Annotated in this window: 18 protein-coding genes and 1 pseudogene; 11 read left to right on the top strand and 8 right to left on the bottom strand. The window is 53.7% G+C overall.

What is annotated here, in order from left to right:
* Positions 1–92 precede the first annotated feature (92 nt).
* Positions 93–771: pseudogene (locus tag H7F31_RS09570) on the top strand (SDR family NAD(P)-dependent oxidoreductase).
* Between the two features lie 212 nt (positions 772–983).
* On the opposite strand, the gene H7F31_RS09565 reads toward H7F31_RS09570, so the two are convergent.
* Both H7F31_RS09565 and H7F31_RS09560 read right to left on the bottom strand, forming a co-directional pair.
* Positions 984–2,546 carry a response regulator gene (locus H7F31_RS09565; protein WP_187103959.1) on the bottom strand — a complete coding sequence of 521 codons (1,563 nt, stop codon included), beginning with the start codon at positions 2,544–2,546 and terminating at the stop codon, positions 984–986.
* Between the two features lie 66 nt (positions 2,547–2,612).
* Positions 2,613–4,397 (bottom strand): cache domain-containing sensor histidine kinase, encoded by a 1,785-nt coding sequence (locus H7F31_RS09560; protein ID WP_187103958.1) that lies wholly within the window; start codon positions 4,395–4,397, stop codon positions 2,613–2,615.
* 61 nt (positions 4,398–4,458) lie between these two features.
* Here H7F31_RS09560 and H7F31_RS09555 point away from each other — a divergent pair, with 61 nt between their 5' ends.
* From H7F31_RS09555 to H7F31_RS09525, 7 genes are all read left to right on the top strand, one after another.
* Positions 4,459–5,802, top strand: coding sequence for an ABC transporter substrate-binding protein (locus tag H7F31_RS09555; protein WP_187103957.1), 1,344 nt, complete (start codon positions 4,459–4,461; stop codon positions 5,800–5,802).
* Between the two features lie 158 nt (positions 5,803–5,960).
* On the top strand, positions 5,961–8,408 hold the full coding sequence (locus tag H7F31_RS09550) for a DUF4832 domain-containing protein (RefSeq protein WP_187103956.1): 2,448 nt from the start codon (positions 5,961–5,963) through the stop codon (positions 8,406–8,408).
* A gap of 47 nt (positions 8,409–8,455) precedes the next feature.
* Complete coding sequence (locus H7F31_RS09545) at positions 8,456–10,144, top strand: extracellular solute-binding protein (RefSeq protein WP_187103955.1); 1,689 nt, start codon at positions 8,456–8,458, stop codon at positions 10,142–10,144.
* A 90-nt stretch (positions 10,145–10,234) separates the two neighbouring features.
* Entirely contained in the window at positions 10,235–11,131 is an 897-nt protein-coding gene (locus H7F31_RS09540) for an ABC transporter permease (RefSeq protein ID WP_087572295.1), read from the top strand.
* A 21-nt stretch (positions 11,132–11,152) separates the two neighbouring features.
* Positions 11,153–12,028 carry a carbohydrate ABC transporter permease gene (locus H7F31_RS09535; protein ID WP_087572296.1) on the top strand — a complete coding sequence of 292 codons (876 nt, stop codon included), beginning with the start codon at positions 11,153–11,155 and terminating at the stop codon, positions 12,026–12,028.
* A 33-nt stretch (positions 12,029–12,061) separates the two neighbouring features.
* The gene (rbsK, locus tag H7F31_RS09530) at positions 12,062–13,033 is read left to right on the top strand and encodes a ribokinase (protein ID WP_187103954.1); all 972 of its coding nucleotides are present in this window, start codon (positions 12,062–12,064) and stop codon (positions 13,031–13,033) included.
* A complete protein-coding gene (locus tag H7F31_RS09525; RefSeq protein WP_187103953.1) occupies positions 13,030–13,986 on the top strand; it encodes a nucleoside hydrolase in 957 nt (318 codons plus the stop codon). The genes rbsK and H7F31_RS09525 overlap by 4 nt, the downstream gene beginning before the upstream one ends.
* Positions 13,987–14,872: 886 nt before the next feature.
* Here the strand turns inward: H7F31_RS09525 and H7F31_RS09520 are convergent.
* Together H7F31_RS09520 and speD are read right to left on the bottom strand one after the other, a co-directional pair.
* The gene (locus tag H7F31_RS09520; protein WP_087572299.1) at positions 14,873–15,742 is read right to left on the bottom strand and encodes an SDR family oxidoreductase; all 870 of its coding nucleotides are present in this window, start codon (positions 15,740–15,742) and stop codon (positions 14,873–14,875) included.
* A gap of 37 nt (positions 15,743–15,779) precedes the next feature.
* Entirely contained in the window at positions 15,780–16,583 is an 804-nt protein-coding gene (gene speD / locus H7F31_RS09515) for an adenosylmethionine decarboxylase (protein ID WP_187103952.1), read from the bottom strand.
* Between the two features lie 460 nt (positions 16,584–17,043).
* Here speD and H7F31_RS09510 point away from each other — a divergent pair, with 460 nt between their 5' ends.
* From H7F31_RS09510 to H7F31_RS09500, 3 genes are all read left to right on the top strand, one after another.
* Positions 17,044–17,715, top strand: coding sequence for a PspA/IM30 family protein (locus H7F31_RS09510; RefSeq protein ID WP_187103951.1), 672 nt, complete (start codon positions 17,044–17,046; stop codon positions 17,713–17,715).
* A gap of 18 nt (positions 17,716–17,733) precedes the next feature.
* Positions 17,734–18,249 (top strand): DUF4178 domain-containing protein, encoded by a 516-nt coding sequence (locus tag H7F31_RS09505; RefSeq protein WP_187103950.1) that lies wholly within the window; start codon positions 17,734–17,736, stop codon positions 18,247–18,249.
* A gap of 169 nt (positions 18,250–18,418) precedes the next feature.
* Complete coding sequence (locus tag H7F31_RS09500) at positions 18,419–19,612, top strand: NAD(P)/FAD-dependent oxidoreductase (protein WP_187105283.1); 1,194 nt, start codon at positions 18,419–18,421, stop codon at positions 19,610–19,612.
* Between the two features lie 49 nt (positions 19,613–19,661).
* On the opposite strand, the gene H7F31_RS09495 is transcribed toward H7F31_RS09500, so the two are convergent.
* From H7F31_RS09495 to H7F31_RS09480, 4 genes are read right to left on the bottom strand one after another with little or no spacing between them, the layout of a single operon-like run.
* Entirely contained in the window at positions 19,662–20,054 is a 393-nt protein-coding gene (locus H7F31_RS09495) for a DUF350 domain-containing protein (RefSeq protein WP_187103949.1), read from the bottom strand.
* Positions 20,051–20,716: a hypothetical protein gene (locus H7F31_RS09490; protein ID WP_261800365.1), complete on the bottom strand. Its 666-nt coding sequence runs from the start codon at positions 20,714–20,716 to the stop codon at positions 20,051–20,053. The genes H7F31_RS09495 and H7F31_RS09490 overlap by 4 nt, the downstream gene beginning before the upstream one ends.
* On the bottom strand, positions 20,717–21,913 hold the full coding sequence (locus tag H7F31_RS09485; protein ID WP_187103948.1) for a glutathionylspermidine synthase family protein: 1,197 nt from the start codon (positions 21,911–21,913) through the stop codon (positions 20,717–20,719).
* Positions 21,910–22,575: a hypothetical protein gene (locus tag H7F31_RS09480; RefSeq protein WP_187103947.1), complete on the bottom strand. Its 666-nt coding sequence runs from the start codon at positions 22,573–22,575 to the stop codon at positions 21,910–21,912. Before H7F31_RS09480 ends, H7F31_RS09485 begins: the two co-directional genes overlap by 4 nt.
* Positions 22,576–22,582: the final 7 nt, after the last annotated feature.

Genomic DNA, 22,582 nt, shown 5'->3' with positions numbered 1-22,582 from the left:
TTATATCTCGTTAATCATGACAGAGGTTGTCATATTATGCGATTTATTATAGACGAAGTACAACTACTACAGGACCAGGAGGATAAATGACGATGAACAAGCTGCCTTTGCAAGGGAAAATAGCGGTTGTCGCGGGCGCGACAAGGGGCGCTGGCAGAGGAATCGCAGTGGGACTAGGCGCGGCAGGCGCGACGGTCTATTGTACGGGGAGGAGCGTGACAGGGACGCCTTCGGATCTAAATCGTCCCGAGACGATCCAAGAGACGGCGGCCATGGTGAGCGAAGCCGGAGGAACAGGCATTGCGGTACGTACGGATCACACCGTGCCACCTGAAGTAGAAGCGTTGTTCGCGACTATACGCGAAGAACAGAATGGGCGGCTCGACGTGCTGGTCAACAATATATGGGGCCTCGCCCATCCACCTCGCCGAAGCAATGGCTTCGGATCTCAAGGCGCATGGCGTCACCGCTGTCGCCGCAACGCCGGGCTTCCTCCGGTCGGAGGAGATGCTGGAGCACTTCGGCGTCGCGGAGAGCAACTGGCGAGATGCCATCGCTAGCGGCATCAAGGAAGCCGAGCACTTTGGCCAGTCGGAAACGCCTTATTATATCGGACGCGGTCTCGCCGCGCTTGCGGCCGCCCCCGACCATGCCGCATATTCCGGCCAAGTGCTGTCGAGCTGGAAGCTGTCCGACATGTACGGCATCGAAGATGTCGACGGCCGGCGCCCGCATTGGGGCAACTACGCCAAGGAGCATGGCTTTCTTTGATGCTAACCTAATTAAGAAAAACGCCTGACGGCGTCCTTTAAGGGCATATCCGCTTGGCGTACTTCACCTTTAATTCTCCCTCTTCCAGGCAGTGCCCGTGCTCATCAAAGAAAATTCGTTTTAGAATGTTCGGCTCCATCTCCTACCTTACCAAATTTCTTTTCGTAGCAGAAGAAACCCTATACTCCGAAATTTTATAAATTCTATACGTTTTATTCGATTGTCCCTTGACTCTTTCGATACTCTGCCGGCGTGAGTCCGATCTCCTTCTTAAACACTTTGTAGAAGTATTTGGCGTTATCGTAGCCGATCATGCCCGCAATTCGATCAATCCTATATTTAGTAGACGACAGCAATTGCTTCGCCCGCTCCATGCGCAGTCGTTTCAAGTAATCCTGAAATGTCTCCCCCATACTCTCTTTGAACACCATACTGAGATACACAGGATGCAGGTAAAAGCGTTCCGCAACCTCCTCCAGCCGAATCGGCTGTGAATAACGTAAATCAATATAATGTTTGACTTGTCCGATTTGCCCCGCGGCTGTAGGCAATAAAGCAAGCACACGCTCGGATATCGTTCTAACCAACTCGGTAAACTGATGTTCTAGCTCCATCGGATCCATTGCTTGTCGCATAGATGTAATGAGGCCGAGATCATCATCATTCATCTCATCTTCTCTCTCTTGATTGTCGACTTTTGCGATATCGTGCGCAAGTTGGACGCAATACTGCTTCGCTTGGGCAAGCGTTGCTCCATCTAAACTACGAATATATTTGAACAGCTCTCCTGTCATATAGAGGGCTTGCTGGACATGTCCAACTTCAATCTCATATAAGAGATCGTCGCGGCAAGGCCAGCACCCATCCATTTTCTTATAGACAGCTCCGCTTTCCTGGAGAAGTCCCGTCCACTGACCGAACGGTCGATGGTCTAACAGGCTCCAAGCCTCTCGATATGCCATACGAAGCTCCTCCAGCTTACCGTATGAGCGGCTTGCCGCTCCTACTGCCTCACCACCGGACCGTCGCACCCCTTCGATCGTTTGACTCAGCATCGTACGAACCTTCTTTTCCGCTTCCATTTGGCTTCCAATGACGATTAATGCCGTATCCGTCCGCTCGGGATGAGGTAATCGAACGATGTACTCTCCCGTCGACCCAGACAGCGTCCGATCAGCATCTTCCACGTTCGGAAACAATCTGGCATGACTGTCCGGCAGAGTTAATAAACCTACGGCAAAAGAGTTCGCACCTAGCAGCCCCTTAATCGTGGCAGAACGGTATTGCTTGGTCAGCGATTGTAGTTGCTCGTCTGCTCCGCCCCTGCATAACCACGCCGACAATCGCTCGCGATCCATTTCCAACTCCCGCTCCTGATCGCTCTTTCGTTTATTTTCTTTCTCTCTATGGAAGTTGATCGCCTTCTCCAGCGCGGCATGTAATTCTTTGTTATCGAATGGCTTTAGAATATAGTCAATGACGTTGGTCGCGATGGCTTCGCGCGTATATTCAAAGTCCGAAAACCCGCTGATGACGATCAATGCCGCATCCGGCTTCTGTTCAGACAAAGCGTGGAGCAGGGAAATCCCATCCATTGCAGGCATACGCATATCGGTCAACACAATGTCCGGGCTTTCCCGCAGCGCCAGATCAAGTCCTTCTTCTCCGTCCTCTGCTTCGCCCACCCAAGCGAGCGGCAGACCGAGCGACGCGATTTTTTTGACGATGGCTCTGCGGATTAGCGACTCGTCGTCGATCACGACATATCGATACATGTATTCGTTCTCCCTTCCTGAAGCAAGCTAGCCCAACATCAAGATCATAGTTCGCCAAGCCAAAGTCTAACCGTTAATATTGGGGAGACGGAGGCGAATCGTCGCACCCTTGCCCTCTCCGGCGCTATACACCTCGAGTCCGTAAGGTTCGCCATAATAAAGCGAGATACGGGCATGGACGTTATAAATGCCGATTGATCTGCTGTCGCCGGATTCAGCACCCAACTGCTCGAATGCGGGCGGTCTGGCCAGCATCTCCCTCAGACTAGCGAGCTTGGACTCCTCGATGCCAGCGCCATCGTCGGAAACTTCGAGCCAGGAGCCAGTCTGATCTTCCCCGCTTGAGATTCGTACGATCCCTTTCCCTTTCTTGGCCTCGAGACCGTGGTATAAGGCATTCTCCACGATGGGCTGCATAAGCAGCTTCAGCATCGTCATATTCTCCAGGCCTGGTCTGATGTCGATCTCGAGACCGACCTTGTTGCCGTAACGGTATGACTGGATTCGCATATAATTGCCAACATGCTCTAATTCTTCTTGCAAGGTTACTTCGTCGCGATTGAGTTTAATGCTGTAACGAAACATATCCCCGAGCGCCTTGGACATCTCCGCGATGCTATCGACATCTTCCAATTCTGCAATGCTATTGATCGTCGCGAGGGTGTTGAATAGAAAATGCGAGTTAATCTGTGCTTCGAGTGCCTTCATTTTGGCGGACATGGCAATGAACTGACTATGATAGCGCTCGTGGATCAGCGTATCGATTTTCTTGAGCATATTCGCATATTGCCCGTACAATATGCCGATCTCGTCCGTACGGGATTTATAGCGCTCAAGACTCGTCTGCTGCTGCAATCCCTTGTCGTAGTTCTTCATCAGGACGGCGATCCGGCTGACGGGCTTCGAGAACGTATTGGCAATCCAGAGAGACAACGCGATAGCAACGAAAGCCCAGCATGCGCCGAACCCGATCGCGAATGTCCGTGTCGATTGCACTTGCTTCGCCACCGAAGCCAGCGAAACGGAGATCACCATGCGCCAGTCATAAGAGGAAAACGTGTCATACACATAAAGTCTGTTGTCTCTTTTGTCGAGGCTGCTGCCGCTCGCCTCCCTTGGAACAAAGGGGGCGCCCTCGCTGGAATAGGTTTCGTAAAGCCTGTCGCCAGTCGGGCTTAGGACAGCGATGTGCTGGTCGTCCAGTACGCCGTTTCTTAGCTCATCGAATAATTTCACGCTGCAATTCATCAGAAGTACGCCGATCCGTTCCTTCGTCCTCGGATCATATAGGGCACGCGAGAAAGTAATCGACATTTGATCGGACAACAGGAACTTCTGATATCCCGTATCGCTGACGTAGATCCCTCCTTGACGTTCCAATGTACGGTTATACCATTCCGAATCGCGAGGGACATAATCAAGCTGCAGCTCCGAGCCCTTAGTGCTTGCGAAGACAGTGTCGTCCTCCGCAAACAAGTACAAGCCCTCGATATAATCGTGGCTGAGCAGCAAGCTCTCTGTCGCCGTACGAAAATCCCGGTCATTACGAAGCCGCTCGTACTCACTCACGGAATCCGGGACGAGATACCGCTTAAGAAACGACAAGGAGTCGTCGGCCCCGGCTGTCTGTTGATAGGCAATATATTCCGAGACGCGGCCGATTTCCTCCAGCTGGTTGGACATTCGGATCATGGAGCGTTCTAGTACGTTAGCCGATACCTCTTGTACTTGGCGCTCTACTAAAGAAGCATAGTTTCTTGAGGTAACGACGACGACAACGACGATCGGAATTAACGAAATTAGCAGTAACGCGACTAAAAGCCGATTCTTGAGTCCCCATGCAAATCTCATATTGCATCTACCCCGTGAAAGCGTTTTTTTGTATAATTGTAGCATACATTCAGAGAATGGAGTGAGCGCAATACCTATCTATCGTTCCCTCCCTTTGTTCGTCTTGACGTTGTTTGTTCTATTATCAGGCTGCAGTGGAGAACAATCAGCGGAGACGCACCCAGACGCACAAGTGCCCGTTCGTTATATGCATATGGGCGTTGCCGATGATAATGAGGATAACAATCAATATGTCATGCGGCAATTTCCATATGCCATTGCGCAGCGGTTTCCCGGCATTGCGCTGGAATCCGACATGCTGCCCGAGGATCCCTATACAAAAACATTGCTTGTCCAGTTATCATCCGGCGAAGGGCCCGATTTCTTCGAATGGTGGCCGAAACGCCAGCTTGAGGAGCTGGTCGCAGCCGGCTATTTGCAGGATTTGACCGGCATGGACATCCTGGATCGGTTCACATCGGATTCGCTTGAGGGCTTTACGGTCGATGGGAAAGTGTACGGCCTGCCGAAGGGACAGAGCATCATGGCGACATGGTACAACAAGGAGCTGTTCGAGCAGCAAGGCATCACCTCCTTCCCCGCGGATTGGCCGTCCTTCCTCGCATTATGCGAGGAGCTTAAGCTCACAGGTATTACGCCAATTGTTATGCCGGACAAGGACCGCTGGTTTATCCAATTCGGTCTCTATCAGCTCGCAGCTTCCCTCGTCTACTCCGAGTATCCCGACTTCGACAAGGAGCTTCTGGAGGGAACCCGCACGTTCGCCGACTCCCCTTGGCGGGAAGCACTGACGAAATATAAGCTGCTGTACGACAAAGGTTACATCGCCGCCGGCTCCCTGGACGTCGGCGCAGCGCAGGCGACTGCACTGTTCACAGAAGGACAGGCCGCGATGATGTTCAATGGCAACTGGGACCACGCGAGATTGACGGCCAGCGGCAAGGACGCGGACAAGCCAGACGGGGACGACCAGAGCGCCGGCAATCGCGGCGCGGCGGCGTTCGAGATCGGTTTCATGCCGCTGCCGGGCAATGAGCCCGGTGAACCGCTGCTTCTGTCTGTCGGTCCCGCGGGCGGTACCGTCATCAACGCCAATACACGGCATTTGCCCGAAGTACTGGATATTCTCGCCTATCAGTACGACCCGGCTTCTCCACTTTACGAGCTTTATAAACAGAACTACGCCGTATTCCCTATGTATAAGGGAGAAGACCTTGGCATCCCCGAGTTCGACGACTATACGAAGCTAATGACGGAACACGACTCAATTTACTTTAGCAACCAGGCTTGGCCTGTCGGCGTAGCGGATGTCTTGTGCCGCGGCTTCCAGGACTGGATAGCCGGTCATGGAACGGTCGACGACATTCTTAACGCGATGGACAAGAAGCTGGATTCGCTGCGATAAGTTTTAACGCTCCGATGCTAGCCTCCTTTCGCCCTCTTCAACCAGTAGACCAGAACACCTTAAAATAGTGCACTCAAACACTCCTATAATGATGGCTGTAAGCATGTAAGGGCTTACGGCCATCTTTTTCGTTTTCACAAAAGAGAGGAGGGTTTGAGTTGGGCAATCGATTACGAAAAACAGCTGCACGGAAAACCGCCGCATTCCTGCTCTGCGCGACGCTGGCGGCGCAAGGAGGCGCTACCGTTGCAACCGGAACGGTAGCCGCATCTGGTACATCTGCCATACAGTCGGAGCTCGTGAGCGTCGCGCCTGTACAGACGAATGAGGTGCTACACAATCCTGGCATGGGCTGGGTGCTCATCGACAATGCGATACCCGGCCACTTAGACGCCGGACGCACGGGTACTTACCCCGAGGTCGACAATGTTGCTGTTCTGACCCATTGGGGAGAACTGGAGCCAACAGAAGGCGTGTACGATTGGTCGTTGCTCGACGATTCAATCGAGTATTGGGCGAATTTGGGTAAGCGCATCCATTTCCGTATCTCTACGGACGCCATGATGATCTCGGGCTACGGATACGCGAAGAGCGTGCCGGAGTGGCTGTTCCAGCAATACGGAGTACCTTACCAGGAGCGGTTCGATCAAGGTTATACCTTCAAGCTGCCGGATTATACGAACCCGGTCTTCATGGAGAAGCTGGAGACGTTCCTCGAAGCGTTCGCGGACCGGTACAGAGATGACCCCAGACTCGACATCGTCGACCTGAGAGGGTACGGCACCTGGGGCGAGTGGCACAGCGGCCACGACTTCGACAGTTATGCGGAGCGAATCTCCACGCTTCGAGCCATTATCGACAAGTGGTACGCAGCATGGAACGGGGACAAAACACTCGCCCTTTCCAACTCCTACGAATGGCGAAGCGAAATGACGCCGACCGTGAACAATCCAGCTTCCTATGAGGAATATATGAGCTGGTCCGCGTTCGATCACGCTTTGACCAAACCAAACCTGACGTTCCGCAGAGACGGGGCCGCCGGCGCGCTGCGCGAGTATGACCGACAGCTGTTGGAATCATTTTTCCGCAGCAACCGCAGTCTCCCCCTCATCGCGGAGTTCTTCGGCGGATACGGCTACTACGTCGGCAATGGCTCGGGCTTCACGCCGGATTCGGCCCTCGAGGAGGCGCTTCAGCTCCATCCCAATTACATCACCATGATGGGACACGACGGCGACTTCGGCGCAGCTTCCTTCTACTCGGAGCGGCCCGATCTCATCGATGAGGGCAACAAACGAATGGGCTATCGGCTCGTCATTAACCAAGCGCAATTCCCTTCTGCCGTCCAATCCGGCAGCGCGTTTGAGCTTCGGCAGCTCTGGTCCAACCTTGGAGTTGGCCGCAGCTACAAGAATTACCCGCTTAAGCTGTACTTGACGGACAGCAGCGGCGATACGGTCTGGAGTGCGACGGACGAGAACTTCGACATGACGGGGTTCGTGGCGGGCGAAGTATACGAGACCTTCTCATCCTTCGAGCTGCCGACGACGATCGCTCCCGGCGAGTACGACGTCCGCGTCGCATTGGTTGACGATCAAGGCAATCCGGCGATACGCCTCGGCATCGAGGGACGCGACTCCGAGAACCGATATTTGCTCGGCAAGCTGAACGTGGAGAGCGGCAGCGTGACCATGCCGCAGGATGACTCCATCCGCGATGCATTCGAAGGGGGCTCCTTCGCTTCCTCCCAATATGTTGGCGGCTTTCAGGGACTCGGCGTCGTCACGAACCAACCGGATAAAGTTGTAGACGGTAGTTATTCGGCTTATGGCAGCGCCCCGTCGACGCAGGACTGGTCCGAATTTCTGTACAGCGACACGGCTAAGATCGCACTGGAGCCCGGTACGACATACACCGTCTCCTTCCGATACAAGGCAACTGCTACCCCTGGTCCGAACGGCTTCTATTATTTCCTTGCCCGCACCGGCAGCGGCAGCTTCGCGCATGACAAAGGTTTCACGACATGGCGAGACGACTCGGGACTGACCCGAACCAAGACGGTGACCTTTACGACAGACGAAACCTTCCAGGACTACTATCTGATTTGGGGGCTTCGCTCCGGCGGCGCGATCTCGATTGATGACATCGTCATTACGAAGGAGTTGGAGGCGGTCCATGATTCGTTCGAGTCCGGCGGTCTCTCAGCCTCCCGATACGAGCTCGGCACGGGCCAGACAGCCGGCAGCCTGAGCGGTGCCGCAGGTCTGCATGGCGATTGGTCAATCTCCTCCGTATCGGACGAACGAAACTTCCTGTACAGCCGCAAGAACGTTCTCAAGCTGAATAAGGACTCTGTCTATCTCGTCACCTTCAGGTGGAAGCCGCTTGCTACGCCAAGCGGAGGAGGTTACTTCCGCTTCGGGGCAGAGTCGAAAAAATCGGGAGCTGCTCCAAGCTTCGTTCATCGCTGGTACGGGGCTTCCAGCCAGGAGGGAGAATCCCGAACCTATGTTGTCCGCACAGACAGCTTCAAGGATTATCGTCTTGTCTGGGGACTCAAAGGCGGAGACATCGCCATCGACGACATTAGCGTCATTAAACTTTAACCATACCAAACGTTATGAACATACCTAACTTACGGAGGCGATTCACAATGATCAACAAACGTACGCGTTCCTTTGCGGCTTTACTCGCTGCAAGCGCACTCATCCTGTCCAGCGCATGCTCATCCGGCAATAACAACGAGAACGGCGGCAACAGCACTTCGGCTCCTGTAGATAGCAACACACCAAGCGAATCCTCCACTCCGGCGGCAAACATTGATCCGCTAGGCAAATACGATCCGCCTATCGAAGTATCCGTCGTCGGCACAACGGGCTCGAATGTACTGTTCGCAGAAGGCGAGAGTATCGACGACAATATCATGACCAAAAAATATCTCGAAATACTAGGAATTCAGTTCAAAAACGAATGGGTATCGGATGCGTCACAGTCCTTGGAGAAACTGAATCTTGCTATTAACACCAATAACATTCCCGATATTTCCAAGGTCGACTTAAACCAGCTCAGCCGCATGATCAACCAGGATCAAGTTGCGGATTTAACAGAAGCCTACGAAACTTATGCCTCCCCGCTGCTGCGCAAATCAATGGAATACGGCGGAGGCGCCGGCTTCGCCCCAGCCAAGAAGGACGGAAAAATTTATGGCATGCCGGTTCCGAACGACTATTACGAGAACGTGGCGATCATGTACATCCGCAAGGATTGGCTGGAGAAGCTGGGCTTGCAACCACCGAAGACGATCGACGAGCTATACGAGGTGGCAAAAGCATTCTCGGAACGCGATCCAGATGGCAATGGAAAGGCGGATACGTATGGCATCGCGCTCGACAATGCTCTCGGCATGGCCTTCGACGGCGTCTCCTCTGCCTACAAAGCTTATCGCGCAACCTGGGTCAAGGATGACAGCGGCCAGCTCGTCTACGGCAGCATCCAGCCGGAGATGAAGGAAGCGCTCGCCAAGCTGCAAGATCTCTACGCAGCCAAAGCCATCGATCAGGAGTTCGGCGCCAAGGATTGGGGCAAGACGGCGGACGATGTGGGAGCAGGCAAAGGCGGCATCTACTTCGGAGCTTTCTGGCAGCCGCTGTATCCGCTATCGACGACGATGTCCCATACGCCGGATTCCGACTGGAACGCCTACCCGATTCCGGTGTCGGCGGACGGCAGCCTCATGCCGAAGCGCCCGAACAACGTATTTAGCTGGATGGTCGCAAGCAAGGATATGGAGCATCCTGAAGCGCTCATCAAATCGATGAACCTCTGGGCGGAGATGTGGATCGAGGGTGGACAATACAACGATCTGTTCTACAAGGACATCCAAGGAAGTCCGCAATACGCAGGCAAGGAAATCCACCAGTACGCCAAACCTTATTTCTTCGACGATCCCGGCAAAAACATGGTCATTGGCGGGCAATTCAAAGAAGCCGCTGCCAAGGATGACGGCTCGCTTGTGACGCATCCCGACGGCGTATGGAAATGGAATGCCTACAAAAAAAATGAGCCTAACGGCTGGGCGTACTACAAATATTTGTTGGAGTCAGAAGGCGTGCTGGCGCAATATGGCGACAGCTTCGTACACGATTCGTACCTCGGCGCACCAACGGAGACGATGACTAAACGTCAAGCCAGCCTGAACAAGCTCGAATTGGAGACGTTCACCAAAATTATTATGGGCAAAGCGGATATATCCGAGTTCGACAAATTCGCAAGCGACTGGAAGTCGCTCGGCGGCGATGACATTACGAAGGAAGTCAACGCATGGGCCTCGGCGCAGCAATAAGGATTTAAGCTAGCCAAATAGGGCGGGAGAAAGCGGACCAAAGCTTATTCCCCCGCCCTATTATCTTTAAGTAATCGCGGAGGGACAGCCATGAAAATAAACAAAAAGGATCTTACATTTTTCCACTTGCTGGTCGCCCCCGGCGTTCTCGTATTGCTGCTGTTCTCGTACCTCCCCATGTTCGGCATCGTCATCGCCTTTCAGAACTTTAATCCTTCGAAGGGCTTCATTTTTTCGGAATGGGTTGGCTTTGAGCATGTCCGTTTCCTCTTCGAGCTGCCAGATACGATGGGAACGATCCGCAATACAATCGAAATCTCACTTATGAAAATCGTAGCGGGGCTCGTCGTGCCTGTCGTGTTCGCGCTCTTCCTTAACGAAGCCAGAATCATGTGGTTCAAACGAACGGTGCAAAGTCTCGTGTACCTCCCCCATTTTCTCTCGTGGGTCATTCTGGGAGGCATCCTGGTAGACGTTCTATCTATCAACGGAGGCGCGTTCAATCAGGCTTTGCAGTCTGTAGGCATCCCTCCGATCTTCTTCTTCGGGGATGAATTTTGGTTTCGTATCATGATTGTTGTGTCGGATGTCTGGAAAGAATTCGGCTTCTCTACAATCGTTTACCTAGCCGCGTTGACCGGAATTAATCCGGCCTTGTACGAAGCAGCCGCGATCGACGGGGCAACCCGCTGGAAGCGGACGCTGTATATTACGATTCCAGGCATTCTGCCTGTCATCGTGCTCATGTCCACACTTAGTCTTGGCAATGTATTGAACGCTGGCTTTGACCAAATTTTCAACTTATACAATCCGATGGTTATCAGCTCTACAGATATCATCGACACCTATATTTACAGGATGGGCTTGATTCAAGCGCAGTACGGCTTAGCAACGGCGATCGGACTCATCAAATCAGTGATCGGCTTTGTCCTGATCGTCATCTCCTACAGACTTGCCAGCCGCTATGCAAACTACCGTATTTTCTAATTATGGATCGGGGGTATTCTCATGAACGGACGGCTGAACAAACTCCAGCCCTTCGATATTTTCAATTACGTTGGTCTCGCCCTCATCTCGTTGCTGTGCCTCCTCCCTATTTGGCATATCGCCATGGTATCGCTTAGCGGAGAGGGACCGGCTTCCAAGTTCTCGGTCGGCCTGCTTCCCATCGAATTTACCATGGACTCTTATAAAACGATTCTCCAGATGGGCAAGTTCTGGGACGCCTTTGGTATGTCCTCGCTGCGCGTATTGGTCGGCGGCCTGCTGAACTTCCTCCTGACGATTATGCTCGCTTATCCGCTGTCAAAGGAAAGCTCCTACTTCCGCGGACGCAATATCTACATCTGGTTCCTTGTTTTCACGATGCTGTTCAGCGGCGGTCTCATTCCGATGTACATGATCATCAACGAGCTGAATCTGATCAATACGATCTGGGCGCTCGTGCTTCCGGGAGCTGTACCGGTATTCAATGTCATCTTGATGGTCAATTTCATGCGGCAGCTGCCCAAAGAACTAGAGGAAGCCGCGCTGGTGGACGGGGCGTCTCAATATCGTATCATGACGAGTATCTTCATCCCGCTGTCTATGCCAGTCATCGCAACCGTTACGCTGTTCAGCGTGGTCGGGCATTGGAATTCCTGGTTTGACGGATTGATCTTCATGAACGACACTGCGAACTACCCCTTGCAGACCTATCTGCATGTTGTTCTCGCATCCCGTAATCTGATTAATGCGGACCAGCAGACGGTCATGGCATCGCTGACGAATCGGAATTCGATCTCGGCCCAAATTATATTGGCATCGCTGCCGATTCTCGTCGTCTACCCCTTCCTTCAGCGCTTCTTCATTCATGGAATCGTAATGGGATCGGTCAAAGAATAGACTATTTAGCAGAGCAGGATAGGAGAGAGATACATGAAATCCATATGCGTTATAGGAAGTTTAAACATCGACTTAGTAGCCGCCGTTGAGCGCTTCCCGCTCCCAGGTGAAACCCTGACATCCGTCGGTTATTCCACCTTCTTTGGCGGCAAGGGAGGCAATCAAGCTATCGCGTTAGGGCTTCTCGGGGCAAACGTTAGCATGGTGGGCAAGGTCGGCGGCGACATTCACGGCAGCGACTACATCCGCCACCTGCGCATGAACGGCGTAGATACGGCCGGCATTCGGGTCGAACAAGATGCCGCGACAGGTACGGCGATGATTCTGGTCGACCCCCAGGGAGAAAACCAGATCATTATTTCACCTGGAGCTAACGGGCTGCTAACACCCTCTGACATCGACGAATGTTGGGAGCAGTTGCTCGAAGCGGACATTTTCTTGTTCCAGCTGGAAGTGCCGATCGGTACAGTCGCTTACGCAATCAAACGGCTGAAAGGAGCCGGCAAGACGGTAATTCTGGACCCCGCTCCAGCTTCCCAATTGCCTGACGCCATCTTCAAATATATCGATTACATGACGCCGAACGAGACGGAAATCAAATATTATGCAGGCCGCCATCAGCAATACGTGCTGCAGTTGAAGGAAGCCGCGAACATCCTGCTTCGCAAAGGCGTGAATACGATCGTGGCGAAGGCCGGTGCCGACGGCGCATATCTCATCCGCGATGTCGATTTGCAGCATATCGCTGCGTATCCATCGGAGCCCGTTGATACAACAGGCGCGGGCGATTGCTTCAATGCCGGCTTCGCCTATGCGTTAGCCACAGGAAGCACGCCCGAGGAGGCTGTCGGCATAGGCAACGCCGTCGGCGCGCTCGCGATCCGGCAAGTCGGAGCCCAATCGGCCATGCCGTCCAAGAGCGAGCTTGATACCTTTCTAAGACAGCAAGCTCTGCTGCGACTTCCCGCCGTCCCGGCCATGCCAGAAGGAAGTGACAACCGATGACGACAGAAGCGAAGCCAGCATTCTACATGCTTGCCGAGGGTCCTGTTCCCATCATCCTGGATACGGATATCGGACCGGACTGCGACGATGCCGGCGCCGTAGCTGTCTTGCACGCTCTGCAGTCTGAGGGGCAGCTTCGCACGGTAGGAATGATGCATAACACATCAAGCCCGTGGGGAGCCGGCTGTCTGGACGCGATCAATGTGTACTATGGCCGAGGCGACATCCCGGTTGGCACATTAGAAGCTCCCGGTTTCCTAGTGGGAGAGCCATATGAGAAATACAATCGAATTATTGCAACGTCATGCCACAACCGTTATCCCGAAGGACGGTCTGTACCAGACGCCACATCCCTCTACCGCCAATTGCTTGCAGAAGCGGAGGACGGGAGCGTCGTCATCGTCGCGATCGGTCCGCTCATTAATCTGATGCATCTGTTGCTTGCAGACGCAGACCCAGAAGCTGACGCCGTCTCGCGGCTTACCGGCGCGGAGCTCGCCGCGCTCAAGGTTAAGCATCTCATCGTGATGGGCGGCCACTTCCCTGCGGGAAAGGAATGGAACTTCGAGATGCATCCGGGGTCCGCCGCTTACGTTTGCGCCAACTGGCCCACGTCTATCACCTTTACCGGCTACGAAATAGGCGCCGCCATTCCTACCGGAGCACGGCTGCTCGCAGAAGCGCCAGATGAGCATCCCGTGCGCCGCAGCTACGCCGCCCACCTCGGGGAGGAACCGACGCGACCGAGCTGGGATCTAACCGGCGTGCTGTATGCCGCCCGTGGAGCAGCTCCATATTGGGATATCGTGCGCGGACGTATCATCGTTGATCCGGAAAGCGGCGCCAACGGTTGGGTGGATGATCCCTCCGGACCGCACGCGTATTTGGTAGAGAAGCAGGCCCCGGCATCCATTGCCGAGCTGCTTGAGGAGCTGCTCGTTCGGGAGCCGTAGGCCAAGACGCCGCAAGATATGGATCATTCCGCGACGAAGGCAGATGCCAGCCAATTATCCAAGGTGAAACGGCTACGACGTAAGGCGAAATGATATACTCCCATATACGCAAAAAGGGTTACCTCCTCCACTCCCGCCTGCTGACAGGTGGTGGACGAGGTAGCCCTTATTAAATCTAAGCAGTTTTCAAAACAGCCGATACAACAATGACCTGCAGAACTACAGTTATTTTGGAATACCACGCCCGTTTCAGGGAGATTACCTGCAAAACTGCACTTAAATGTCAATCAAACCGCTCGTTTTCCCAAAAACCATTAATTTAACAGTACGTTCTGCATGTAGCGACGGTCATAAGAGGCCTAGAGAAAATATAACTGTACTTTTGCATAGGCTATGTTAAACCTAAATGTTGATATCCGATATATACGAACTAACGTTCTATAATAGGGGTGATATCATTGTTTGGAGGTGGTGTGCCCATGGATATAAAGGAACTGAAGAAGCTTGCTGAAACGTTGGACGATAGCAGTAAGCGGGAGTTCGTTTCATTGAATTCATGATTGAGGGTTATTCACTGGGAAATATACTGAGGAGCTGCTTAGTGCCGCCAACTCACCCATGAGCGGTAAGATTGAAAGGTCTTAACGGTTAACCTCCGTAATTAGGTTCTACGATGGTTCGTTATTGGTTAAACAGCGAATCAAGAAGAGTGGTACACCATACCCGCCCTATCTGTATGATCTTCTCATTCTGTTTTCCCTTTCCAAACGAACAGTGAACAGCACTCCACACATGTGGAGTGCTTGCCGTTTCAAGCGACTTCGTTGGTCACGCCGGCAACTGCACGAGCAGCGCCCTCTACCTTGCCTGCGGAGCTGGCGGCTACCTAGCCGTTTACGATTTCGCCGCCGTTAATGTGCAGCATTTGCCCCGTCATGTAGCTGGAGTCGTCGCATGCCAGATACACGTATGCGGCGGCCAGCTCGAACGGCTGCCCGGGCCGTCCCATCGGCGTGTCGGAGCCGAACTCCGATACGCTCTGCGGGTCGAACGACGCCGGTATGAGCGGCGTCCAGATCGGTCCCGGCGCAACGCCGTTTACGCGGATGCCTTCCGCCGCAAGATTGGACGCGAGCGCGCGAGTAAATGAGACGATCGCTCCTTTTGTGGAGGAGTAGTCGATCAGCGTCGGATTGCCTTTGTATGCGGTAATCGATGCTGTATTAATGACTGCGCTCCCCGATTTCAGATGCGGCAGCGCCGCGATCGTCAGGTAGAACATGCTGAACACGTTCGTGCGGAATGTGGCATGAAGCTGCTCGGCCGTAATATCCTGCAGCTTCTTCCTTACATGCTGCTCGGCCGCATTATTGACCAGAATGTCCAGCTTGCCGAATTCATCAATCGTTTGCTTCAAAACATCCTTCGCGAACGCTTCGTCTCCAATATCGCCAGCGATCAGCAGGCAACGCGCTCCGAGACCCGTTACGATTTCCTTCGTCTGCTCGGCATCACCGTGCTCGTCCTTATAGACGATGCAAACCGAAGCGCCCTCCTTCGCATAGGCAACGGATACCGCTCTGCCAATGCCGCTGTCCCCGCCCGTAATAAGAGCCACCTTGCCCTCCAGCTTGCCGGCTGCCTTGTAATTCAGCGATTCGAACGCGGGCAATGGATTCATTTGCGATTCAATGCCCGGCTGCCGCGATTGGTTCTGCGGAGGAAGCACCTGTTTTTTGGTCGTGGAAGAAGTCATATTCGCACCTCATTTCATTATATTGGGTATTTCTTGGTCATCTTCCAATGTGATAAAAAATCTCGTCCATCTCCGTCTTAAGACGTTCCGTAATTTCATCCTGTTCCTCTTTGGACAGAGAGTCCTTCGTATAGCCGAACAAATAATTGTTCAAGTCGAACTGCTTGAGCCTGCATTTGGTATGGAACAGATTCTCCTGATAAATATTGACGTCGATCATATCGAACTGACGGCCTTCTTCCTCCGGAATATAGTTCTGGATGGAATTGATCTCGTGGTCGATAAACAGCTTTTTGCCAAAAATATCGCGAGTGAAGCCCCGTACCTTGTAGTCGATCATCATAATGTCCGTGTCGAAGGAGTGGATGAGATAGTTAAGCGCCTTGAGAGGCGAAATCTCTCCGCAGGTAGATACGTCGATATCCGCGCGGAACGTGCTGATGCCTTCGTCGGGATGATATTCGGGATACGTATGTACGGTAATGTGGCTCTTGTCCAGCGCCATGACGACCATGGACGGCAGCGGCCCCGGCGACTCCTCGAACGATTCTTCAGGCACTTCAACGATAGGTCCTTCCGAGACGAGAATGGTCACGCTTGCCCCTTGGGGCACGTAATCCTGCTTGGCCACATTAAGCACATGCGCTCCGATGATGTCGGCCACTTGGCGAAGAATCGACGTCAGGCGGTCCGAGTTGTATTGCTCGTCAATATAAGCAATGTACGATTCCCGTTCCTCGCGCGTCTTGGTGTAACAGATGTCGTACATATTGAAGCTGAGCGATTTGGTCAAATTATTGAAGCCATGCAGTTGGATCCGCTGCTCATGCGTTAACGTCATGCCTATTCCTCCCTCCTTACTCTGTCTACTATCTCCTGATCTTCGTTCCCTCATTCGACATTCCGTCGAGCGGTTACGAACATCCGGGACGGAGATATCACCGATGATGACCTGAAGCTGCTCTCATCTTAGAGCTCGGGAATTGCGGCTGAACTTGAACCATGCACCCTTCTTACCCTGTAATGCCCCTGCTTAAACGCCAGCAGATTTCTTTATCCGCAGACAGCGGCAGTCGGGCACCTCCCCTACGCGTACAAAAAAACATATTTCTACTCTCCCTTCAATCCGTTGAAACGTATTATAATGGTATTGCGTATAACTAGACATCCAAGGCGAAACGGCTGCAACGCCCTTTGGTTGAGCGGCTCGTTTCATTCCGGGAAATATAAGCACGGTATAGTGAAAAAACTTATACTTTCTTATATTTCAAAAAAAATCAAAAATTAATGGAGGTTATCACATGTCCTTGTTCAAAAGATTGCGCGACCTGACTCTCTCCAACGTATACTCCCTGATCGAGAAAGCCGAGGATCCGATCAAGCTGACCGACCAATACATTCGCGATATGACGGAAGATCTGCAAGACGCCGAGAAAGCCGTTGCTTCCCAGATCGCTCTCGAGAAAAAGTTCAAAAAGCTGTACGAGGAGCAGGAGGCGCTGTTCGTCAAACGTTCCGAGCAGGCTCAAATCGCCGTTCAGGAAGGCAATGTCGACCTCGCACGCCGCGTGCTCGAAGACAAACAATCCGTCGAGAAAAAGATGGTGGAATACAAGGAAGCTTATGCGGACAACCAACTGCTTGCCAACAATCTTCGCGCCAAGCTGGATGAGATGCGCAAGCAACTGGAAGACATGAAGAACAAACGCGAGACGCTTGTTGCCCGTTACCAAGCGGCCAAGACGCAGACGCAGATCAACAAAACAATGTCGGGCTTCGGCTCCGGCACAGCTGCGGCAGGCATGAAACGCATGGAGGAGAAGATGCTCCAGGCGGAAGCCATGGCGGAGGCAACTAACGATCTGGCTGCATCCAAAGGCAAGTCGCTCGACGACGAGTTCGCCAACCTTGGCAAAAACAAAGCGGTCGAAGACGAGCTCGCGGCACTGCTCAAGCAATACGAAAAAAACTAAGAATCGACGGTTGACGATATGAGCATATTCAAACGACTGAAAGGCATCATGAAGCGTCCGGAACCGCCGGTCGCGGCTCGCAGCATTCTAGCGACCGGCCCCGGCGACATATGCGAGGTATCCCTCGTCACTTACCATGTGATCGGCCGCGTCCTGAGCAGCCGTCGCCGCACGACGATGCTGACGCTGCAGGATGGCGCGGAGCTGAGCTACTTGCTCGTGGAGGAACGCGAGACTAACGCCTATTCGTTTTTTTCTCCCATCGACGGCAGGCTTGACAGTATCACCGAAGTGCCTATGACGCTGGATTTGGACGGACGCACGTATCATATGGAGGAGCATTACGCCGAGCATGTCACAACGGTTGGCAAGACTCCCTTTATGCAAGGCGGCGAGCAATCCGTCTGGCGTTACCAGTCCGACGACCGCAAGCTGCTTCGCGTCGAATGGCTCGACGGACGTTTTATGATCTACGAAGGCGAATCGGTGCTCGCTGCCGACGTTGAAGTGCTAGAAGGCAAGCCGACGCCGTAGAATGTTTGATCCCGCCTTATTTTCCAAGCTCTCTTTCCAACTAGGATGGAGAGCTTTTTGTTTGCAGATTTGCAGCTGATGATGCGATGACGATCGAGGTCGACGTCGCTTCTGGCGCTATATGACAAATGGGCTATAATAGAATGAGAATGTCGGAAGGGTTGCGGCTATTATGAAATGTATCGTTATTGGAGCGGGGATCGCGGGAGCTTCTACGGCTTATCATCTGGCAAAGCTGGGAGCGGAGACGCTTATCATAGACAGGAAGGACAAGGGACAAGCGACGGATGCAGCCGCAGGCATCATCTGTCCCTGGGTATCGCAGCGGCGCAATGCCGTCTGGTACCGCTTGGTCAAAAACGGGGCGAGTTTCTATCCCGGCCTTATCCGCGAGCTCGAGGAGCTTGGCGAAACCGAGACGGGTTATTCCCGCGTAGGGGCCCTTCATTTGCGCCAAGACGCGGAGAAGCTCTCCGCGCTGGAGTCGCTCGCCCGCAAACGCAAGGAGGACGCTCCCGAGATCGGCGAGATTGATCTGTGCGATGAGGAGATGACGCTGTCGCAGTTCCCTCCGCTTGCGGAAGGCAGCCGCTCCGTTCGAATCAGCGGTGCGGCGCGCGTCGATGGCCGAGCTCTCAGAGATGCGCTGATTCGCGCAGCGGTCAAGCTTGGGGCGCATTACCGGGAGGGCAGCGCCGCGCTTGCCTTCGAAGGCAGCCGGGTTATTGGTGCGACTATCGCAGATGCAAGTCCAGTCGTCGATTCACCCGAGACCGCAAGATGGAAGCACGGAAGCGGATCTCATCCCGAGCAGGATCGTTTTGTCGCTGCCGACGCGGTGATTGTATGTGCCGGCGCTTGGGCCGGACCATTGCTGCAGCCGCTGGGTATTACGATGCGAGTCAGCAGGCAGAAGGCGCAGATCGCCCATCTCCGCCTCCAAGATCGGCCTGACACAGGAAGCTGGCCGGTAGTTATGCCTCCCTCCGACCAATATATGCTCGCGTTCGACGGCGGCAAAATCGTAGTTGGCGCCACCCATGAAAACGATCCGGATGGCGATGATACAAGGGTGACTGCCGGGGGCTTGCAGGAAATTCTGAACAAAGCGCTGGTTGCCGCTCCCGGCCTTGCCAATGCCGAGCTTGTTGAGACGAGGGTCGGCTTCCGCCCGTTTACACCGGGGTTTCTCCCCGTCTTTGGGGCCGTCCCCGGCTGGGAAGGATTGCTAACCGCTAACGGACTAGGCTCGTCGGGATTGACAGCCGGCCCTTATCTGGGCTGCCAGCTTGCCCTGTTGGCGCTCGGACGCCAGCCGGAGCTGGATCCTGCCGATTACGACGTTCGTTCGGCTATAAAATAACAACAACGCCTCGGTTGCTGCCGAGGCGTTGTTGTTTGGATAAGAAGCTCTAAATAATCAAGCTGCTGATGGCGAACGCGAAGCCCAGATAAACGCAGAACAACATAATGCCCACGGCTACGTTGCCCTTGACCAACTGATCCGATACTTTGAAGCCGGGCGTAAACAGATCGAATATGAGATAGGCCGCAAGCAGACACACATAACCGATCACGAACCACAATATCATGAACCAGATCGATGAGTTCGTATACGCCGAAACCCCGAGTACGATCGCAGTCGAGATGAATTTCCCGCCAAGCGCGAGGCCGACGGCGACATTTCCTTTGCGCAGCTCCTCCATGTCCTTAAACGGCGTAATCCAATTAAATACGACCATCCCAATTAACTGCAAACCGATAATAACGATAACGCTAACGACAATATTAAAGACGACCGTCAATTGGCCCACCCCCGAAATTTTGCATACGCCAGATCATAATCCGCGAAATCATGTACTTCTTCCAAATAAACGTTAACCGTCTTCGCCTTGGCGAGCGCATCGTAACGCTTATCGTCGATCGGCTGCTTCATCCGGTTGCCCGTTGGCAGCTCCACGACGGCAAAGTTACGCACTTCCCCGTTGTATTCCGTCTTGTAGACGCCGACAAGATCAACCTCTGTAGTCAGCAGCAGCTTCAAATTATCCATATCGGCTTTCGCCGAGTTCTCATCCTTGAACGTCTTGATTGTCCGCCATGCGGACAACCGAATCTCGTTGCGCTTTTGGGCATCCGTTTTGATCTCGGCGTCCATGAACTGCAGGCCCCAAATTTTATCGCCCGTTGCATAATTATTGTCATTGGGCATAAGTGTATTGTCCGGCAAAATGGTCATGTCGCTGCCAATCAGATCGCCGACCGTCCCTTCCACGATCTTGTAATCCCATGGCACTTGCGCCACGTCGCTGACCGTCGATGAATTCGCCGACGAGTCGGTATGGAAGACGGACTGGGTGTTCGTGGAACAACCCGCGAGAACCAGCGCCAGCGCCAATACCGGAGCCGCCACTAGTATGCCGAATTTTGGTTTTCGCCTTTTCTTTGCCATGTGTAGCTCTGTCATCTATCTCACTCCTATCGGGATATAATGGCTGGTATTCCCCGTGATGGGACCGCCTCCCCGTCCCAGCAAGCCGCAGGGCTGGCCGTTAATGACGAACATGCCGATAAGCAGGTGCAGCTCGCCGCGCGATGTATGCACGGTCGCCAGCTTCGCTCGCTTCTGGTATACCGTCGGGAACAGCACGCTTGTATCGTAACCGTCCTGATCCTCCAGCTCCAATCCCCCGGACTCGTCGAACAGGCGCACGGAACCGCCCTCCCGTCCGAACATGGACTTGGATACGTAGCTTCCGTCGAAGACGGGTTTGTTGTAAGTAGGCAGGAAATAACGCCCGATCGCGTTCCTTTCTTCTTCATCGAACAATTGCCCAAGCTCATACAATCCCCAGACAACCGCCATAAGACCTTTCGTCTGGAGCAGAATAGCCGGCGGCAGGTTGAACAGTTTCAGCTTCCCGGTCTCGATGGAATAAGCCAAAGCATCTCCGCCCTCGTCCACCGCCATCCATTCCTTGGGATATAGGGCGAACATCCGCTCAATGACGCGTCCTCCGGCGTCCTTTAGTTCGCCTTCGTCCACGTACAGCTCCAGGCAATCTCTGCACGCCACTTCCAGCCCGCTATGCCGGACTAACGCTTCGATCGTGCCGGAGTCCTCCGCATGCTCTCCATAAGCGACACATGCCGCCGTATCCGGACGTTCCTCGCCCCATGCGGCAGCGACTAGCTCCTTCATTCCGGCGTTGACAGTATCCACTCCAGCTTCCCCGCACAGCCACGGCGTCGCGATTGAGGCCTCGACATAACCGGTCGGAGTGTCGGCATTTAGCTCCAGCAGCTTGATCGTGCCGTCTTGATCGATAGCGAAGTCGAACCTTGCATAGCGGCTAATAAAACCGGGCTCGGGCAGCGGCGTGCCGTCGACCATCTCCCATAGGATGGGGGGGATGCCGATCAACTCGTAGATGCCATGATTGCCATGTATATGACGAACCGCTTTATCAAATACGCGCCATAACATGACGGAAGCTTGGCGGAGCTCCTCGTACACGTTCCGGTCGAGCGCGACGATCTGGTCGATCCAATATTGTTCATCCTCGATATCCGCCCAGCCGAAGCCAAGCTCCTTTAGCGCATCGACTCGTGCAGCGCGATCGGGATGAGGCTCTGTCAAAATCTCGAACGCCGGCTTCGTCATCCGCCGAACCCGCTGCTCTTGCCGCTCGACGTGCTCTTGGAGCCCGAGGAGCTCAGACTGCTGGACTTGCCTCCGATGCCGCCAGGCGAAGAAGATGTCGAACGTCTTGTAATCGTGCCGCTCGTACTGGAGGTCTTAGGCTTGACCGACGTGCCGGCGACTTGTTTGTTCTGGAACGTGTCGCTGGTATAGCTCTTTGGCGTATACCGGGACTTGTTCGTCGAATAATAAGCCGGACGATTTTTATAGTAGCCGGACGACGAGTAGCTGCCGCCGTTATTAAAGAGCAAATGATATAAGAGCAAATCGTCCCAGCCGAAGCCGGAACCGTAATGATGGATGACGGCCGGGGAGCTTCCTCCTCCGCCGCCAGAATCGACGGGCTCTTCTTCTTCGTCCTCCAGCGACGGCATAGGCAAACTCCAGTCTACGCTCGCGTCGAAGTAGGCCTTAACCTCATCGGACGACCAGGACACAAGTTTAGGCTGTTCGCCGCTTGTCGTCGTTGCTCCCGTAGCGGATACGCCCGTAACTCCGAACACGGAGCTTGCGAGCAGCGCAATGCCGAGCGATGTGGACAATACTTTGACCGGCTTGCCTTCGGATGTAAATAACCGCGGCGAAGCCGGGCTGCCAGATTGTTGCTTCTCTTCGTGAGTCAATTCTCTC

The sequence above is a fragment of the Paenibacillus sp. PAMC21692 genome, from assembly GCF_014303795.1.
GTDB classification, from domain to species: Bacteria; Bacillota; Bacilli; order Paenibacillales; family Paenibacillaceae; genus Pristimantibacillus; species Pristimantibacillus agaridevorans.
The sequence above is the reverse complement of the archived record's forward strand: the minus strand, read 5'-3'. Positions and strand labels throughout refer to the sequence as shown.

Coding starts and splice junctions, on each gene's coding strand:
- H7F31_RS09560 (WP_187103958.1), bottom strand. CDS start 4,397: ATGAGATTTGCATGGGGACTCAAGAATCGGCTTTTAGTCGCGTTACTG.
- H7F31_RS09485 (WP_187103948.1), bottom strand. CDS start 21,913: ATGACGAAGCCGGCGTTCGAGATTTTGACAGAGCCTCATCCCGATCGC.
- H7F31_RS09510 (WP_187103951.1), top strand. CDS start 17,044: ATGTCCTTGTTCAAAAGATTGCGCGACCTGACTCTCTCCAACGTATAC.
- speD (WP_187103952.1), bottom strand. CDS start 16,583: ATGACGTTAACGCATGAGCAGCGGATCCAACTGCATGGCTTCAATAAT.
- H7F31_RS09540 (WP_087572295.1), top strand. CDS start 10,235: ATGAAAATAAACAAAAAGGATCTTACATTTTTCCACTTGCTGGTCGCC.
- H7F31_RS09490 (WP_261800365.1), bottom strand. CDS start 20,716: ATGACAGAGCTACACATGGCAAAGAAAAGGCGAAAACCAAAATTCGGC.
- rbsK (WP_187103954.1), top strand. CDS start 12,062: ATGAAATCCATATGCGTTATAGGAAGTTTAAACATCGACTTAGTAGCC.
- H7F31_RS09565 (WP_187103959.1), bottom strand. CDS start 2,546: ATGTATCGATATGTCGTGATCGACGACGAGTCGCTAATCCGCAGAGCC.
- H7F31_RS09535 (WP_087572296.1), top strand. CDS start 11,153: ATGAACGGACGGCTGAACAAACTCCAGCCCTTCGATATTTTCAATTAC.
- H7F31_RS09520 (WP_087572299.1), bottom strand. CDS start 15,742: ATGACTTCTTCCACGACCAAAAAACAGGTGCTTCCTCCGCAGAACCAA.
- H7F31_RS09545 (WP_187103955.1), top strand. CDS start 8,456: ATGATCAACAAACGTACGCGTTCCTTTGCGGCTTTACTCGCTGCAAGC.
- H7F31_RS09505 (WP_187103950.1), top strand. CDS start 17,734: ATGAGCATATTCAAACGACTGAAAGGCATCATGAAGCGTCCGGAACCG.
- H7F31_RS09525 (WP_187103953.1), top strand. CDS start 13,030: ATGACGACAGAAGCGAAGCCAGCATTCTACATGCTTGCCGAGGGTCCT.